Annotated in this window: 13 protein-coding genes and 1 pseudogene; 10 read left to right on the top strand and 4 right to left on the bottom strand. The window is 57.1% G+C overall.

The genetic code is table 11. From position 1 onward, the window contains the following. Window positions 1-112: 112 nt before the first annotated feature. A complete protein-coding gene (locus I6L47_RS04290; RefSeq protein WP_216948750.1) occupies window positions 113-589 on the bottom strand; it encodes a glutathione peroxidase in 477 nt (158 codons plus the stop codon). 350 nt (window positions 590-939) lie between these two features. On the opposite strand from I6L47_RS04290, the gene I6L47_RS04285 reads away from it, so the two are divergent. From I6L47_RS04285 to I6L47_RS04275, 3 genes and pseudogenes are all read left to right on the top strand, one after another. Beyond that, entirely contained in the window at window positions 940-1,548 is a 609-nt protein-coding gene (locus I6L47_RS04285) for a 2OG-Fe(II) oxygenase (RefSeq protein WP_019445550.1), read from the top strand. A 204-nt stretch (window positions 1,549-1,752) separates the two neighbouring features. Continuing rightward, window positions 1,753-2,742, top strand: a complete 990-nt coding sequence (locus tag I6L47_RS04280; RefSeq protein WP_216948749.1) for a D-alanine--D-alanine ligase — start codon at window positions 1,753-1,755, stop codon at window positions 2,740-2,742. A gap of 325 nt (window positions 2,743-3,067) precedes the next feature. Then, window positions 3,068-3,932, top strand: a pseudogene (locus I6L47_RS04275) (IS5 family transposase). Between the two features lie 322 nt (window positions 3,933-4,254). Here I6L47_RS04275 and xseA read toward each other — a convergent pair. Beyond that, entirely contained in the window at window positions 4,255-5,622 is a 1,368-nt protein-coding gene (gene xseA / locus I6L47_RS04270) for an exodeoxyribonuclease VII large subunit (RefSeq protein WP_216948748.1), read from the bottom strand. Between the two features lie 289 nt (window positions 5,623-5,911). Between xseA and I6L47_RS04265 the strand changes: the two genes are divergently transcribed. The 6 genes from I6L47_RS04265 (at window position 5,912) to I6L47_RS04240 (ending at window position 12,230) form a co-directional block, all read left to right on the top strand. Beyond that, a complete protein-coding gene (locus I6L47_RS04265; protein WP_216948747.1) occupies window positions 5,912-6,463 on the top strand; it encodes a cytochrome b in 552 nt (183 codons plus the stop codon). Window positions 6,464-6,907: 444 nt separating this feature from the next. Further along, entirely contained in the window at window positions 6,908-8,371 is a 1,464-nt protein-coding gene (gene guaB / locus I6L47_RS04260) for an IMP dehydrogenase (protein ID WP_005345006.1), read from the top strand. 83 nt (window positions 8,372-8,454) lie between these two features. Next, window positions 8,455-10,044 (top strand): glutamine-hydrolyzing GMP synthase, encoded by a 1,590-nt coding sequence (guaA, locus tag I6L47_RS04255; protein ID WP_040066364.1) that lies wholly within the window; start codon window positions 8,455-8,457, stop codon window positions 10,042-10,044. Window positions 10,045-10,423: 379 nt separating this feature from the next. Then, window positions 10,424-10,696, top strand: a complete 273-nt coding sequence (locus I6L47_RS04250; RefSeq protein WP_216948746.1) for a hypothetical protein — start codon at window positions 10,424-10,426, stop codon at window positions 10,694-10,696. 324 nt (window positions 10,697-11,020) lie between these two features. Further along, window positions 11,021-11,353, top strand: coding sequence for a hypothetical protein (locus I6L47_RS04245; protein WP_158113127.1), 333 nt, complete (start codon window positions 11,021-11,023; stop codon window positions 11,351-11,353). A gap of 67 nt (window positions 11,354-11,420) precedes the next feature. Next, entirely contained in the window at window positions 11,421-12,230 is an 810-nt protein-coding gene (locus tag I6L47_RS04240; RefSeq protein WP_158113126.1) for a TIR domain-containing protein, read from the top strand. 172 nt (window positions 12,231-12,402) lie between these two features. Here the strand turns inward: I6L47_RS04240 and I6L47_RS04235 are convergent, their stop codons facing one another. Next, a complete protein-coding gene (locus I6L47_RS04235) occupies window positions 12,403-13,230 on the bottom strand; it encodes a bifunctional transcriptional activator/DNA repair enzyme AdaA (RefSeq protein WP_216948745.1) in 828 nt (275 codons plus the stop codon). Between the two features lie 51 nt (window positions 13,231-13,281). Then, window positions 13,282-14,046 carry an SDR family oxidoreductase gene (locus tag I6L47_RS04230; protein WP_216948744.1) on the bottom strand — a complete coding sequence of 255 codons (765 nt, stop codon included), beginning with the start codon at window positions 14,044-14,046 and terminating at the stop codon, window positions 13,282-13,284. 321 nt (window positions 14,047-14,367) lie between these two features. On the opposite strand from I6L47_RS04230, the gene I6L47_RS04225 reads away from it, so the two are divergent. Next, window positions 14,368-15,738, top strand: coding sequence for a leucine-rich repeat-containing protein kinase family protein (locus I6L47_RS04225; protein WP_216948743.1), 1,371 nt, complete (start codon window positions 14,368-14,370; stop codon window positions 15,736-15,738). Window positions 15,739-15,808 lie beyond the last annotated feature (70 nt).

Here is a 15,808-nt window from a genome sequence, read left to right as displayed (position 1 = left end):
TGGAAAAGATAGTGGGGCCGTAATATAGCAAAAGAGCGGCCGCTGCGCAGTAGCTGTCGCACCGGCCGCCACACAATCGTTCAACGCAGTGGCGTAAAACGGCTCAGGAGAGTCAGAGTATCTCCCGGATCTGCTCGGCCAGACTCTCCGGTTTGGCCTGGGGGGCGAAACGCTCTACCACATTGCCATCGCGGTCGATCAGGAACTTGGTGAAGTTCCATTTGACGTTTTCCAGCCCAAGAAAGCCCGGTTTCTGTTGCTTGAGCCACTGATAGAAGGGGTGGGCATGCTCACCATTGACATCGCACTTGGCCATGATGGGGAAGGTGACCGGATAGTCGAGGGAGCAGAAGCGGGCGATCTCGTCCGCATCCCCCGGCTCCTGATTGCCAAACTGGTTGCAGGGGAAGCACAAAATCACCAGCCCCTTGGGGCCGAGCTCCCGATAGAGCGTTTCCAGCCCTTCATATTGGGGAGTAAAGCCGCAGCGACTGGCCACATTGACCACCAGCACCACCTTGCCCGCCAGTTGAGTCAGCGGGTAGGGGGTACCATCCAGTCGTTGCAAAGTGAGATCGGGCAGAGGCATGAGAAGATCCTTTCGTGGGTGATGCGCGGGCTGTGCCGTGAGTAGTTCGGTCGGTGACAGAGACAAGCGCCGGATGAACAGCAACATGGCGATGCGGCTACGGTATCGGTTGGCTCTTGGTACCGCAAGGAGGCCGCGGCGTCTCTTCGTACCGATTGCAAGGGCCATCACAGTTTCGACAGCCAATACGCCTGTTGGCGGAGCGGGATCACAACTGGCGACAAAAATGCGGGGAGGCGGGCAGCAACTCGCGTATTGATGTTGGGACTTCTCAAGAGAAGCAAACCGGTTTGTGACTTTGCCGGTAAGTCGCTACAAAGCGCCCTCTTTCCACTCATTGTGAGCCAATCTTGGACTATCAAGCTGCCATGGATGCCATTTACACCCGGGGATGGGTGATAGTGGATGATTTTTTGACTGCCGCCGAGGTGGATGCCCTCAAAGCCTGTTTGCCAGGCGAATGGCAACCGGCCGGGATCGGCCGTGACGCCCTGCATCAGGGCAATCCCGACATTCGCCGTGACCAGATCCACTGGCTGGAGCCCTCCCTCGGTGCGCCGGTGGCTGACTACCTCGCCCGGATGGAGTCCCTGCGTCTTGCCGCCAACCGGATGCTGATGCTGGGATTGTTCGACTACGAGGCCCACTTCGCCCGCTATCGCAGCGGGGATTTTTACGCCACCCATCGGGATGCCTTTGCCGGTCGCTCCAACCGCCGTCTTACCACCGTGTTTTACCTCAACAACGACTGGCTGCCCGAAGCGGGGGGAGTGCTGCGCATGTATGACGACAAGGAGCAGTTTCTGATGGATGTGAGCCCCAAGGGGGGGCGGCTGGTCATGTTTCTCTCCGAGGAGTTTCCCCACGAGGTGCTGCCTGCCAATCAGGAGCGCTACAGCATTGCCGGCTGGTTTCGGGTCAATGGCAACGGCATGGGAAGGGTCGATCCCCCGCGCTGAGGGGCAATGTGTCCCGATTTTGACACAGGGGAGACTTTTCACTGCAAGAAGTGGGGTCATGGGTCTCCCATCAGCTGACAAGGGTTGATCTCCCTTGCTACACTGGCGCGCACTTATGTTCGTATCTGGCTTCGTCCGGTTTTTATGGTGGTTGGCTTATCAAATGGTCATGACGAGGCCGCTTTTCCCAAGGGATCACATCTAATGAAGAACATGCATGTCTTGCTGCTGTGCGGCGGCGGTGGCTCCGAGCACGAAGTTTCTCTGCGCAGCGCCAATTTCCTCGAGCAACAACTGGGCCTTCTGCCCGGTGTCGAAGTGACCCGCGTCGAGATGTTCGCCGATCGCTGGCTCAGTGCCGATGGCCGCGAGTGCAAGCTGGGGCTCGACAAGCTGCTTTCGTTTGACAGCGTGGCCCGTCCGGTGGATTACGTGGTGCCCTGCATCCATGGCTACCCGGGTGAGACCGGCGATCTGCAATCCTTCCTCGAGCTGGCCGGATTGCCTTATCTCGGTTGCGATGCCGAGGCGAGCAAGATCTGCTTCAACAAGATCAGCACCAAGCTGTGGCTCTCCGCCATCGGCATTCCCAACACCCCATACCTGTTCCTGACCGAGCAAAATGAGGCGGCGCTTGCCGAGGCCAAAGCCGCGCTGGCCAAGTGGGGCAAGGTCTTTATCAAGGCCGCTTCCCAGGGCTCTTCCGTTGGCTGCTACTCCGCTAGCAACGAAGCGGATCTGGTAAAAAGTATTGCCGATGCCTTCGGTTACTCCGAACAGGTACTGATCGAGAAAGCGGTCAAGCCGCGCGAGCTGGAAGTGGCAGTCTACCAGTACGGTGACGAGCTGGTGGCGACTTATCCGGGCGAGATCTGCGTGCCGCAGGACAAGTTCTACAGCTATGAAGAGAAGTACAGCAGCGCCAGCCATACCGAGACGGCACTGCGTGCCGAGGGGCTGACCCAGGCGCAGGCCGATGCGATCCACGAGTATGCCCTCAAAGCGTTCCGTCAGCTGAAACTGACCCATCTCTCGCGCATCGACTTCTTCCTGACCGAGGAGGGGGAGATCCTGCTGAATGAAATCAACACCTTCCCGGGCATGACCTCCATCTCCATGTTCCCGAAACTGCTGGAGCATCACGGTCACCGCTTCGCCGACTACCTTGAGCAGATCCTGCGCAAGGCCAGCTAAGCGTGCTCTCCCGCTCGCGGGATGAAGCAGAACCCAATAAAAATCCCCGCCAATCGGCGGGGATTTTTTATATCTGACATTTCGCACCTGATTGAGGTGCGGCGACAATGCCTACGTGTTCACAACAAATGGCGGCATTGAGGTGTTGGCAGTGGAGGCGGGAGCAAAAGTTAAAATGCTCAGATTGGCGTTGTTTCCCAAATCGATGCCGCTTGAATGGAACTAACTGAGGACTTGGTGATCTGATCACCACCATCCTCTTCAAGTCTGCATCATGGGTATATCGCTTCATCCCATCACCAACTGGCCTTAATACAACAAATCATTGACTAACCGTGGTTCACTCACCTTCTGGGTTGATGCCGAGGCCATGAACAACTGGTTTCACCACGACCATCACGGACGGCGGGGCCGCAGCCAGCTCTACACCGACCAGACCATTTATACCTTTGATGCTCAAGGGGATTTTCAACCTCACTCTGCGGGCCACTCAGGGACTACTCGACTCCCTGTTCGAGTTGATGAATGTGCCGTTGTGCGCACCGGACTATAGCTGCGTAAGCAAGCGCGCTCGCACGGTGACAGTGGCTTATCGACAGCCCCCAAAGGAAGGCATTACCGACCTAGTTATCGATTCAACCAGGCTGAAGGTGTTTGGCGAAGGCGAGTGGAAAGTCAGAAAACACGGCGCCGAGAAGCGGCGAGTGTGGCGCAAGTTGCATCTGGCGGTAGACCCGGTGACCCACGATATTGTGGCGGCGGAAGTGTCGTTGGAAAATGTCCATGATGCCGAGGTGCTGCCCACCTTGCTCAACCCACTGCGGCGCAAGCTGGGACATGTTTATGCGGATGGCGCCTACGACAGCAAAGCCAGCCATCAGCTTATCTCGTGCAAAGGGGCGACAGCCTGTATCCCGCCTCGCAAGAATGCAGGGCTCTGGAAAAAGGGACACCCAAGAAATGAGGCGGTGCTGGTGATGCGCAAGGAAGGGCTGGCGCACTGGAAGAAGATATTGGGGTATCACCGGCGCTCGCTGGCAGAGACGGCGATGTATCGGTTCAAGCAGTTAATGATGGGCAAAATCAGTCTGCGCACATACAACGGTCAGGTAGGGGAAGTGATGGCGTATGTGAGTGCGATAAACAAACTGAACAGGCTTGGTCTGCCAGTCAGAAAGCCCCGAGTGTAACGGTCACCTGGGGCTGGGGAAGTCATGACTTTTTAGCTGATTTGGGAAACAACGCCGCCATAACCATTCTCCCTAGAAAGGAGACACTGTATTCATGAAGTATGTCACTCGAGCCTGAAGGTTGGTCATTCCTCTGCATTGATGATTGCGCGTGATCTTTCATGATGTTCCTCGGGTTTTGCAGTCTCACTCTGCGAGCAATACACTCCCTTTTGTGGGCAACTGTCAGGTGAATACCATCTCCATACAGGTTATATCGGCTTGAACGAGGCGACAGGTTGCCTGCGAGGTGCGGTTCCCGGTTGTGGCTCAAAAGAACGAGTTACGGCTTAATGCCCTCGACCCGTACCTGCAGGCTCCCTTGCGCCAGAGTGGTGATGAGCTGATCGCCATTGTTGACCTGATCGGCGCGGCTAATGACCTCACCACGCGCAGTGCGGGTGATGGAGTAGCCACGCCCCAGAGTGGCAAGCGGGCTTACCCCGTCGAGGCGGGCGGTGAGCATGGCGAGGCGGTGACTAGCAAGGTCTTGCCGCTTGGCAATCAGGGCATGGAGCCGCTCCTCGGCCAGCTGGTGGCGGCGCTTGCCAGCTGCCAAGAGGCGCTCCGGACTCTTGCTCTGCAGGCGCAGCTCAAGGTTGGTGAGGCGCCGCTCTCCCTGATGCAGCCGCTGGCGCAATAGCTGTTGCAAACGGGTGGAGAGTTCGTCGAGTCGCTGGGACTGCTGTTCCAGCCGCCGTTTCGGATCCTGATGGTCGAGCCGCTTTTGCAGCAGGATGAAATCGTGGCGGGCGGCGGTCTGCTGGCGACTCATCGCCTGCAGCAGTCGCTGCTTGAGGTGGGCGAGGCGCTGGATGCGGGCCTGATTGTCTGGCGCCACCAGCTCGGCGGCAGCCGACGGGGTAGGGGCGCGCAAGTCGGCGGCAAAGTCGCTGATGGTGACATCCACCTCGTGGCCCACCGCGCTCACCACCGGAATGGCTGAGTGGGCAATAGCGCGCGCCACCGCCTCTTCGTTAAAGCACCAGAGATCTTCGAGGGAGCCACCACCACGGCCGACGATCAGCACATCCACCTCGGCGCGCTGGTTCGCTTTGGCGATCGCTGCGACGATCTGGCTGATGGCGGCGCTCCCCTGCACCTGAGTCGGGTAGATAAAGACCGGCAGATCCGGCGCACGCCGTTTGAGCACCGTCAGCATATCGTGCAGGGCGGCGCCGGTGGCGGAGGTGATAAGGCCCACCGCCCGTGGTTCACGGGGCAGCGGCCGCTTGCGGCTCTCGTCAAACAGCCCCTCGGCACCGAGGTGGCGCTTGAGCTCTTCAAAACGCAGCGCCAGCACGCCGTCGCCTGCGGGTTGCATCGACTCGATGATCAACTGGTAGTCGCCGCGCGGCTCATAGAGGGAGACCCGCGCCTGCACCAGCACCTGCATGCCATCCTGCGGGCGAAACGCCACCCGCCGGTTGTTGCCCTTGAACATGGCGCAGCGCACCTGAGCTGACATGTCCTTGAGGGAGAAGTACCAGTGGCCGGAGCTTGGCATCGCCAGATTGGATAGCTCGCCGGTCAGCCACACCAGCCCCAGATCCTGCTCCAGGATCATGCGCACGGCGCTGTTGAGGCGGGTGACGGTAAAGACCTGCTGCTCGCGGCCGCTCGCCGCATTGGATGGGGTAAATCGGTTCAAAGGCGTACCTGTGGTCTGCTCCGGCGGGGCCGGGATAAAACGATGGCCGCTATCTTAACCCGAAACAGGGGGAGGGCGTTAAGCAGGCGGCGCCAGCAGCAGAAAAGCAAGATTGGAAACGCTGCCGTTTATCCGGGCAGGCAGTATGGCTCCCGACAAAGCCCTCGCGCTTGCCCGCATCTGGCCAAGTCGCGGCTTGCCTCGACGCCGTTGATATCTCTTGTCCCGCTGATATTCACGGCGCCACCATCTTGACCAGCGTTCACTCGCCCCCTGTTTGGAGTAGCTTATGAATCCCTCAATCCACTTAAGTTTGACGACCCGTTTGCTGCACTGGTCGGTTGCCTTGCTGATGATTGGCCTGACCCTTGTCGGTTATCTGATGGTGAAATTTGAAATATGGGATCTCTATGCGCTGCATAAATCTCTGGGGGTGATTGCACTGATCTTGATCCTGCCCCGTGCCATTCTCCGCCTTGTTAAAGGGTGGCCTGAGCCTGTGCGTCAATATCCTGTTTACGAGGCATTGGCAGCCAGGGCGATCCACTGGGGTTTGCTGATTTCAACGCTGCTTATTCCGGTGTCCGGTCTCTGTTATTCCGCAGCGGCTGGCCGAGGTGTTGCGATATTTGGCTGGTCTATTATTCCGATGAATCCAGATATCCATGATCCTGCCAATGTGATTCCATTCAGTGAATCCGTTCGGGATCTTGCTCACACAGGCCATATATATTTGCCATATATCATGCTGGCATTTTTGCTGGTGCACATTGTCGGGGCGTTGAAACATCATCTGCTGGATAAAGATAATACCTTGCTGCGGATGGTGGGGCGAAAATAATAAAGATAGGCAACCCTTGTTGTGCCAGAAAATATATATTGGCAGCGGGCGAAATTTATTATCCAGCCCGAGCAAAGGAGATTGAGAAGAGAATGATACCGGTGCGAGTGGTCGCCGCGAGGGCAAGAGACAATACAAGGACACAAAACAAGGGGAGGGTGGTCAGAGGCCGCTTGCCCCCTGAGCCCCTGTCGATCATCTCTTTGCATGGGGGTTGCGCTGCGTCGGCACCTACCGGTTTTGCATAAATCACCGGTTAGCCAACTCTTTTGCCCCGAAATGGCGCTTTTCGTACTGATAATCTTGGTTTTTTGGCGTTTTGGCCGCCTAAAAGAGGGCTATGCCATAAAAAATTCAAAAAACTTCTTTACCAGTGACCAATGCGTGAGTAAACTTCGTCGGCAATATTTTACACCCCCACTTCCTCAACGGTGAGATATTGCCATGCTCAGGATTGCCAAAGAAGCGTTAACCTTCGACGATGTACTGTTGGTTCCCGCCCACTCCGAAGTTCTTCCCAATACTGCCGATCTGCGTACCAAGCTGACCTCCGCCATCAGCTTGAACATCCCGATGATCTCCGCTGCCATGGACACAGTGACCGAAGCCCGTCTGGCTATCGCATTGGCCCAGGAAGGCGGTATCGGCTTTATCCACAAGAACATGTCCATCGAGCAGCAGGCTGCCGAAGTGCGCAAGGTCAAGAAGTACGAGAGCGGCGTGGTCACTGACCCCGTCACCGTGCGCCCTGACATGACCATCGCCCAAATCAAGGAGCTGAGCCACAAGAACGGCTTCGCCGGTTACCCCGTGGTGACTGACGGCAATCAGCTGGTCGGTATCATCACCGGCCGTGACGTGCGCTTCGTGATTGACCTCTCCCAGACCGTTGAACAGATCATGACCCAGAAAGATCGTCTGGTCACCGTGCGTGAAGGGGCCCCTCGTGAAGAGGTGGTTGCCCTGATGCAAAAGCACCGTATCGAAAAAGTGCTGGTGGTGAACGGCGACTTCAAACTCAAGGGCATGATCACCGTTAAAGATTTCCAGAAAGCCGAGCGCAAGCCCCACGCCTGTAAAGATGACAAGGGTCGTCTGCGAGTCGGTGCTGCGGTCGGTGCCGGTGCCGGCAACGAAGAGCGCGTCGCTGCGCTGGTGGAAGCCGGTGTAGACGTGCTGCTGATCGACTCCTCCCACGGCCACTCCCAGGGCGTGCTGGATCGCATCAAGGCCACTCGCGACGCCTATCCGGATCTGCAGATCATCGGTGGCAACGTGGCGACCGCCGCGGGCGCCAAGGCGCTGGCTGCTGCAGGTGTCAATGCGGTCAAGGTCGGTATCGGCCCGGGCTCCATCTGTACTACCCGTATCGTGACCGGCGTGGGCGTGCCCCAGATCACCGCCATCTCCGACGCCGTTGACGCGCTGGAAGGCACCGGTATTCCGGTGATTGCCGATGGCGGTATCCGCTTCTCCGGCGACATCGCCAAGGCCATTGCCGCGGGCGCCAGCTGCGTCATGGTAGGTTCCATGTTCGCCGGTACTGAAGAAGCGCCGGGCGAGATCGAGCTCTATCAGGGTCGCTCCTTCAAATCCTACCGTGGTATGGGTTCCCTGGGCGCCATGTCCAAAGGCTCCAGCGACCGCTACTTCCAGACCGACAACGCCGCCGACAAGCTGGTGCCGGAAGGCATCGAAGGCCGCGTGCCGTACAAGGGCCGCCTCAAAGAGATCATCCATCAGCAGATGGGCGGCCTGCGCTCCTCCATGGGCCTGACCGGCAGCGCCACCATCGACGACATGCGCACCAAGGCAGAGTTCGTGCGCATCTCCGGCGCCGGGATGAAAGAGTCCCACGTCCACGATGTGACCATTACCAAAGAAGCCCCCAACTATCGGATGGGCTGATAAAACGGGGCCCTGCGCCCCGTTTTTCCACCTTTTTTTATCCCATGCCCTTTGTGACAACATCAGCCTGATGCAGGAATAAAATGACTAAAGACATTCACCAGCACCGTATCCTTATCCTCGACTTCGGTTCCCAGTACACCCAGCTGATCGCCCGCCGCGTGCGCGAAATCGGCGTTTACTGCGAACTGTGGGCCTGGGACGTAACCGAAGAGCAGATCCGCGAATTCAATCCGAGCGGCATCATTCTCTCCGGCGGCCCCGAGTCCGTCACCGAAGCGGGCAGCCCGCGCGCCCCCGAGTATGTGTTCAACGCCGGTGTCCCTGTGTTCGGTATCTGCTACGGCATGCAGACCATGGCCGAGCAGCTGGGTGGCAAGGTGCAATCCTCTACCGAGCGTGAATTCGGTTACGCCAAGGTGGAAGTGCTGGGCGAAGCTGGCAAGAGTAGTGCGCTGCTGCGCAACATCGAAGATGCCATCGCCGACAACGGCAATGCCCTGCTGGATGTCTGGATGAGCCACGGTGACAAGGTCACCACCATTCCGGCCGACTTCACCACCATCGCCCAGACCCCGACCTGCCCCCACGCGGCCATGGCCAATGAAGCCAAACGCTTCTACGGTGTGCAGTTCCACCCGGAAGTGACCCACACCCGTCAGGGTGCCCGCATGCTGGAGCACTTCGTCAAAGACATCTGTGGCTGCGAATGCCTCTGGACCCCGGCCACCATCATCGACGACGCCGTTGCCCGCATCCGCGAGCAGGTGGGTGACGATGAAGTGATCCTCGGCCTCTCCGGCGGTGTCGACTCCTCCGTGGTCGCCATGCTGGTGCACCGCGCCATCGGCGATCGCCTGACCTGCGTCTTCGTGGACAACGGCCTGCTGCGTCTGAACGAAGGCGAGCAGGTGATGGAGATGTTTGGTGACCACTTTGGTCTGAACATCATCAAGGTTGAAGCGGAAGAGCGCTTCCTCTCTGCCTTGGCCGGTGTTGACGAGCCGGAAGCCAAGCGCAAGATCATCGGCCGCGTCTTCGTTGAAGTGTTTGATGATGAAGCGAAAAAGCTGAAAAACGCCAAGTGGCTGGCGCAAGGCACCATCTATCCGGACGTTATCGAATCCGCTGCCAGCAAGACCGGCAAAGCCCACGTCATCAAGTCTCACCACAACGTCGGCGGCCTGCCGGAAGAGATGAAGATGGGTCTGGTCGAGCCGCTGCGCGAACTGTTCAAAGACGAAGTGCGCCGCGTCGGCCTCGAGCTGGGTCTGCCCTACGACATGCTCTACCGTCACCCGTTCCCGGGCCCGGGTCTGGGCGTGCGCGTCCTTGGTGAAGTGAAGAAAGAGTACTGCGATATTCTGCGCCGCGCCGATGCAGTCTTTATCGAAGAGCTGCGCAAAGCCGACCTCTACAACCAGGTCAGCCAGGCGTTCGCCGTGTTCCTGCCGGTGCGCTCCGTTGGCGTCATGGGCGACGGTCGCAAATATGACTGGGTCATTGCGCTTCGCGCCGTCGAAACCATCGACTTTATGACCGCCCACTGGGCACATCTGCCGTACGACTTCCTCGGTCACGTGTCGAACCGCATCATCAACGAGATCAACGGTATCTCCCGCGTGGTGTACGACGTTTCCGGCAAGCCGCCCGCAACTATCGAATGGGAATAAGCGGCTCGCGCTCTTCTGCCCATCGAGCATAAAAATGCAAAAAGACGCCCTTGAGGCGTCTTTTCTTTTCTCAATCGTTTGCGCCATACATCTTCTTTTTTCGAGCAGCTTTTTTGCCACCTTGCCTCTGTCATATATGACAGGGGCATTTTTGCCATCCCGCACTAGGCTCTCTCATGTCAATTGAGCCCGCTGTCAGCAGCGGCTCGTGGCTGGGGGGAGGGCTGGTCCAGTTGCAGATAGCTGCGCAAATTTGCCCATCGTTATCGCGCCAACCGGCAGTGATGACACCCCGGTGGAGACCGGAAACCACTTGAATCAACGGGGCGCAGCCCGAACGGCCAAACGAGTCGGGATCATAGAGCACGGAGAGTTTGATATGTCAGAACAAGCAGTGTTGGTGGGTGGATGGACCGCATATCACAAGCTGACCGCCGAGGATCAGGCGTTATTTGATCAGGCGCTGAAAGGATTTGTCGGGGTGCAGTACGTACCCTTTGAAGTCTCCACTCAAGTGGTGGCTGGCACCAACTACCGCTTCAAGTGCAAGAGCACTGTGCCGCTTGCCAAACCGATCCATGGCGAAGCCGTGGTGCAGATCTTCCAGTCTCTAGATGGCTCGGCCCATATCACCTCCATCACCCCGATCTGATAGGGTTATGGGCAGGGTGGGGAGGGGGAAATCTCCTAACCGGTTTGCTTCAGACTCCAGATAAAAGAAAAGACGCCTTAGGGCGTCTTTTCTTTATCTACGATCCAGTAGCGCAGCTATGAGGTCGGTATTTGTACTTGTTAATTAATTTGTTGATCTTGCTCAGGAAATTGTCATCTCACACTTTTTCTTATCTTCCTTGCTCGCTAGCATACTGGTTCGGTAACAGCCTTTTTATGTCAAGCTAGAGTAGCCGCAGAGTTATATGGCAAGCTCAGTAAACTGACCTGTACCGCTTCCCATCTAATCGCCATTAGAGGTCACATGAAGCTTACAGTGCATGAAAATTGGATCGAAGGTGATGGTGTTCGCTTTAAAGGCGAATATCCAGTCCTCAGTGCATCACTGATTAACGAACACGTTTTTGTCATATATGACTGGATGGCCTTTGAGCGAAATAGCCCGGCTAGAAACCTATTTTGTTATGCTCGTGCAGGGAGTTTTATTTGGCGGGCATCAGATATTAGTCAAGGTGCTGTTGATGCCTACACTTACATTACAAGTGAATCTCCATTATGGGTAGGAAATTTTGCGGGATTCAACTGCAGAGTTGATGAGGCATCAGGTAATGTATTAGAGAAATATTTCAATAAATAACATTTAATAAATTATTAACTTCGTTCCAGCTTTTTCTGGATAGTTTTAACAAAAGATTGGAGAAACAATGAGAAAGCCAAGAGTATTTATCGGTTCATCTGTTGAAAGCCTACCTATAGCAGATGCAATTGCTGAAAACTTAGAGTTTGATGCAGAAGTTACAATATGGCGGAATGGTACATTTAATATTTCGAGTAACGCTCTTGATGACTTGATTTCAAAAGCTAAGTCTGTGGATTTCTCTATTTTTATTTTCTCTCCTGATGATCTGACAATTATCAGATCTAGAGAAAAGTATGTTGTAAGAGATAATGTTGTTTTTGAACTTGGTTTGTTTATTGGTGCAATTGGAAAGAACCGGTGTTTTATTGTAAAACCACGTGGCGTTGACTTGCATTTCCCAAGTGATCTTCTAGGTATTACGCCAACTGATTTTGATGCAAACAGAAGTGACGAAGACTTAGCGTCATCTCTCAATTATTCCGCTACACAAATCAAACGAGCTTTCAAAGCACAAGGTTTGCTTGAACTTGATTCTGTTCAGGAAAAACCACGCATTGATGTAAATGCTCAATTAGCAACGCTCACCGACACAGATATGATCACATTGTCTGTGTTGCTTGAGTCTGTAAACTCAGATGTTGAAGGTTGCGTTAGTTGGGATTTGTATAACCGTTTTACTAAATATGATTTAAGTTCGGCAAAAATCAACTTAGCTATAATAAAACTCACCCGTTCAGGTATGATCGAAAAATTAAATAGTTCTGATTTTAATGGTAATGAATATTTTAGCTACAAGTTGACTGAGTACGGAATTGACGTTTGTCTATCACATCAAGATCGTATTGAAACTCTTACTTCAACAGAGAAATGTTAATCTGGCTGGGGTATTCCTCCGCTATTTAGAGTGTCGTAGGGTGCAATGAAATTGCACCGCTATTTGTGTGCTTTATATCGCCGCACGCTTGTCTGGCGCTGTCTGATTGTTTGCTGACTCACCACCAACAGTTCTGTTTCTCCCCCATCGGGCGAGCAGAAAAAGGCCACGTTTACTCATACCTCGCCGCTTCCCAGGCGTGTATTGCCTGTTTGCGGGTCTCGCCCCAGTGATAGCCGCCGAGTTTGCCGTTTTGCTGAATGACTCTGTGGCAGGGGATCATCAAGGCGACGGGGTTGGCGCCCACCGCCAGACCCACGGCGCGGGCGGCTTTGGGGTTGCCGACGGCGCTTGCCACCTGGGCGTAGCTCACCACCTTGGCGGGCGGGATCTGCAGCAGCGCCCGCCAGACGCTGATCTGAAAGTTGGTGCCGCTCACGTGCAAGGAGATGGGGCGATCCGGCGCCTTGCTGCCATCGAACATGGTGTTGATGACGTTCTGGGTGCGTGATGGCGCCTCCCGCAGCTCCGCTTCGGGCCAGCTGTGGGCGAGGGCGGCCAGCGGCGCCTCTGGGGCCTTTTCATCGAGAAACGAAAAGTTGCACACCCCCCGCGGGGTCAGGGCGACGAATGCCTGACCGAAGGGGGTGTCGTGCACCCCGTGATCGATAACCAGCCCGGCCCCGCGCTGCTTGTACTCGCCCGGTGTTACCGCTTCGAGCTGCACGAAGTGATCGTAGAGTCGCGATCCGCTGCTAAGGCCCAGGGTATCGGCCACCTCAAGCAGCGGGCGCGACTCCTGCAACAGCGCCTTGGCCCGCTCCAGGGTCAGCACCTGCAGATAGCGTTTGGGCGTCACTCCGGCCCAGCGGCTGAACAGCCGCTGGAAGTGAAAGGGACTTAAGTGAACGTGCGCCGCTATCTCGTCCAGAGTGGGCTGACGCTCCACCTGACTTGCGATAAAACGGATGGCATCGGCGATGCGGGCGTAATCAGACATAAGGCGCTCTCACGATAAGGTTTCGGTCGCAGGATCTTGGGGGCGACAACGTCATGTACGACAAATTGATACCCCACCATCGGCCAGCAGGGCAATGCCGGTGGTAAAGCTGGATGCATCGGACGCGAGATAAAGGGCCGAGCGGGCGATCTCCTCCGGTTGGGCCAGCCGTTTGAGGGCATGCATATTCTGCACAAAGGCGAGACTCTCTGGCGTATTGGCAAAAGCCCGCCCCATAGGTGTGTCGGTCCCCCCCGGCAGCAGGGCGTTGACCCGAATCCCTTGTGCCCCATACTCGGCGGCCAGCACCCGGGTCAAGCCAATGAGGCCCGCCTTGCTCGCCGCATAGGCCGCCATGCCGGGCAATCCCAGGGTATGGCCGACAAAGGTAGAGGTAAAAATAAGCGAGCCACCGCCGCGAGCCTGCATGGCGGGGATCTGGTACTTGGCTCCCACAAAGGCGCTGGTGAGGTTGGTATCCAGAATTTCCTGCCACTGCGTCAGCTCAAGCTCCTCTACGCTGCCCGGCGTGCCTGTGGTACCTGCGTTGTTGAAGGCGATATCAAGCCCGCCGAAACGGGTTAACGCGAGATCAACAAGAGCGCGGGCGTAACTCTCGCTTTTCACATCTCCCGCCAGACTCACCGCTTGGCCCCCCTCATGGCGGATCTCCTCCACCAGCAGATCCAGTTCGGGCTGGCGGCGGGCGCCGACGACGACGCAGGCCCCTTCGCGGGCAAACAGGATGGCGCTGGCACGACCGATGCCGGAGCTGGCGCCGGTGATGATGGCGACCTTGGTGGACAGTAATGACATGGCAGTTCCCTCGCAGGTGTGTTGTGCGCCAGCTAAGTGGCTCACAGGGTTGGCTGTGGGTTGGAACTCCAATAGGTTCCAACCGACTTGGGTTTGACTCCCACTATGGCAACCACTCCTCGCCGGGACGACCCGAATCTTGCTCTCTTTCTCTCCAACTTGTTTTGCTACATGTCGATACAGGCCTTCGTGGCAACAAAAGGGGAGAACTGCGCCCCGAATTCTTTATAATGCCCCCCTTTAAAATCGCCGGACCCGGGTTCGGCGCGCGCTGATGGCTGGCTACGTCATCAGGCAGATCATCAGGATTGAGAAACGGTTATGCATACTCTGGAACAGCTGCGCGCAGGTGAACTGTGCGGTGCCCGCCATCTGAAGCTCTCTGAAAACCTTGCGGTTTTCCCCCCCGAGATTTTGAGCCTGAAAGAGACGCTGGAGGTGCTGGATTTGACCGGTAACCAGCTAAGCACGCTCCCCGACGAGCTGGCCGGGTTTGGCAAACTGCGCATCATCTTCTGCTCCGAGAATCGCTTTACCGAGCTGCCCGAGGTGCTGGGGCGCTGCCCGGCGCTCACCATGGTGGGCTTTAAGGCCAACCGGATTGCTACCGTCTCGGCCAAGGCGCTGCCTGCGGGGTTGCGCTGGTTGATCCTGACCGATAACGCAATTGAGCGGCTGCCTGATGAGCTGGGCCAGTGCGACGCCCTGCAAAAGTTGATGCTGGCGGGCAACCGCCTGCGCGAGCTGCCGACGAGCCTTGCCAACTGCCGCAAGCTGGAGTTGCTGCGCATCGCCGCCAACCGCATCGAACGCTTCCCCGAGTGGCTGCTCTCGCTGCCTCGCCTTTCATGGCTTGCCTACTCCGGCAACCCCTTTAGTGAAGGGGAGGAGGCGCGGGCCATCGATGATGCCCATGTCGCTCCCCTTGCCTGGGAGACGCTGGCGTTGGGCGAGCTGCTGGGTCAGGGGGCATCCGGCGTTATCCATCGCGCCACCCTTGTGGGTAATCCTGCTGATGAAGTGACTCAGGCGAGCGGCAGAGCCGATGCCAGTCAGGTTGCGGTCAAGCTGTTCAAGGGGGCGGTGACCAGCGATGGATTGCCTCGCTGTGAGATGGCGGCGTCGCTAGCGGCGGGCACTCATCCCAACCTTATCAAGGTGATAGGCAAGGTGGCGGATCACCCCTCCGGTATTCCGGCGCTGGTGATGGAGCTGATCGACCCGGCCTTTGCCAATCTGGCCGGACCGCCGAGCCTGGACTCCTGCACCCGCGATGTCTATCCCGAGGGGCTGCATCTGAGTGTGCCGGATGCGCTGGCGATGGCCCACGGCATCGCCTCGGTGGCGGGCCATCTGCACCGCGCGGGCATCATGCACGGGGATCTCTACGGTCACAATATCCTGTTTGCCCGTGGGTCTGACGCACCGGCTCGCGCCCTGCTGGGGGATTTTGGCGCCGCCTCTTTGTATGGGCGCAGCAACCGCGAGCGGGCCGTAGGACTTGAGCGTTTGGAAGTGCGCGCCTTTGGTTGCCTGCTGGAAGAGCTGTTGGCCCATTGCGATACGCAAGACTTACCGCTTGATGGGTTGCATCAGCTCAAAGCGGCCTGCCTCTCGCAACTCCCCGCCGAACGCCCCGATTTTGCTTATATCGAGCGCCAGCTGGCGGCCGCTCGCGCCACGCTGTCGTGATCTTTCTGGCGTTGGCAGGCACGGTTGGCCTGCCAACGTTATTCCCTTCTTTCATTAATGGCTATCAATG

The organism is Aeromonas sp. FDAARGOS 1417 (genome assembly GCF_019046985.1).
GTDB lineage: Bacteria > Pseudomonadota > Gammaproteobacteria > Enterobacterales > Aeromonadaceae > Aeromonas > Aeromonas veronii.
The sequence above is the reverse complement of the archived record's forward strand: the minus strand, read 5'-3'. Positions and strand labels throughout refer to the sequence as shown.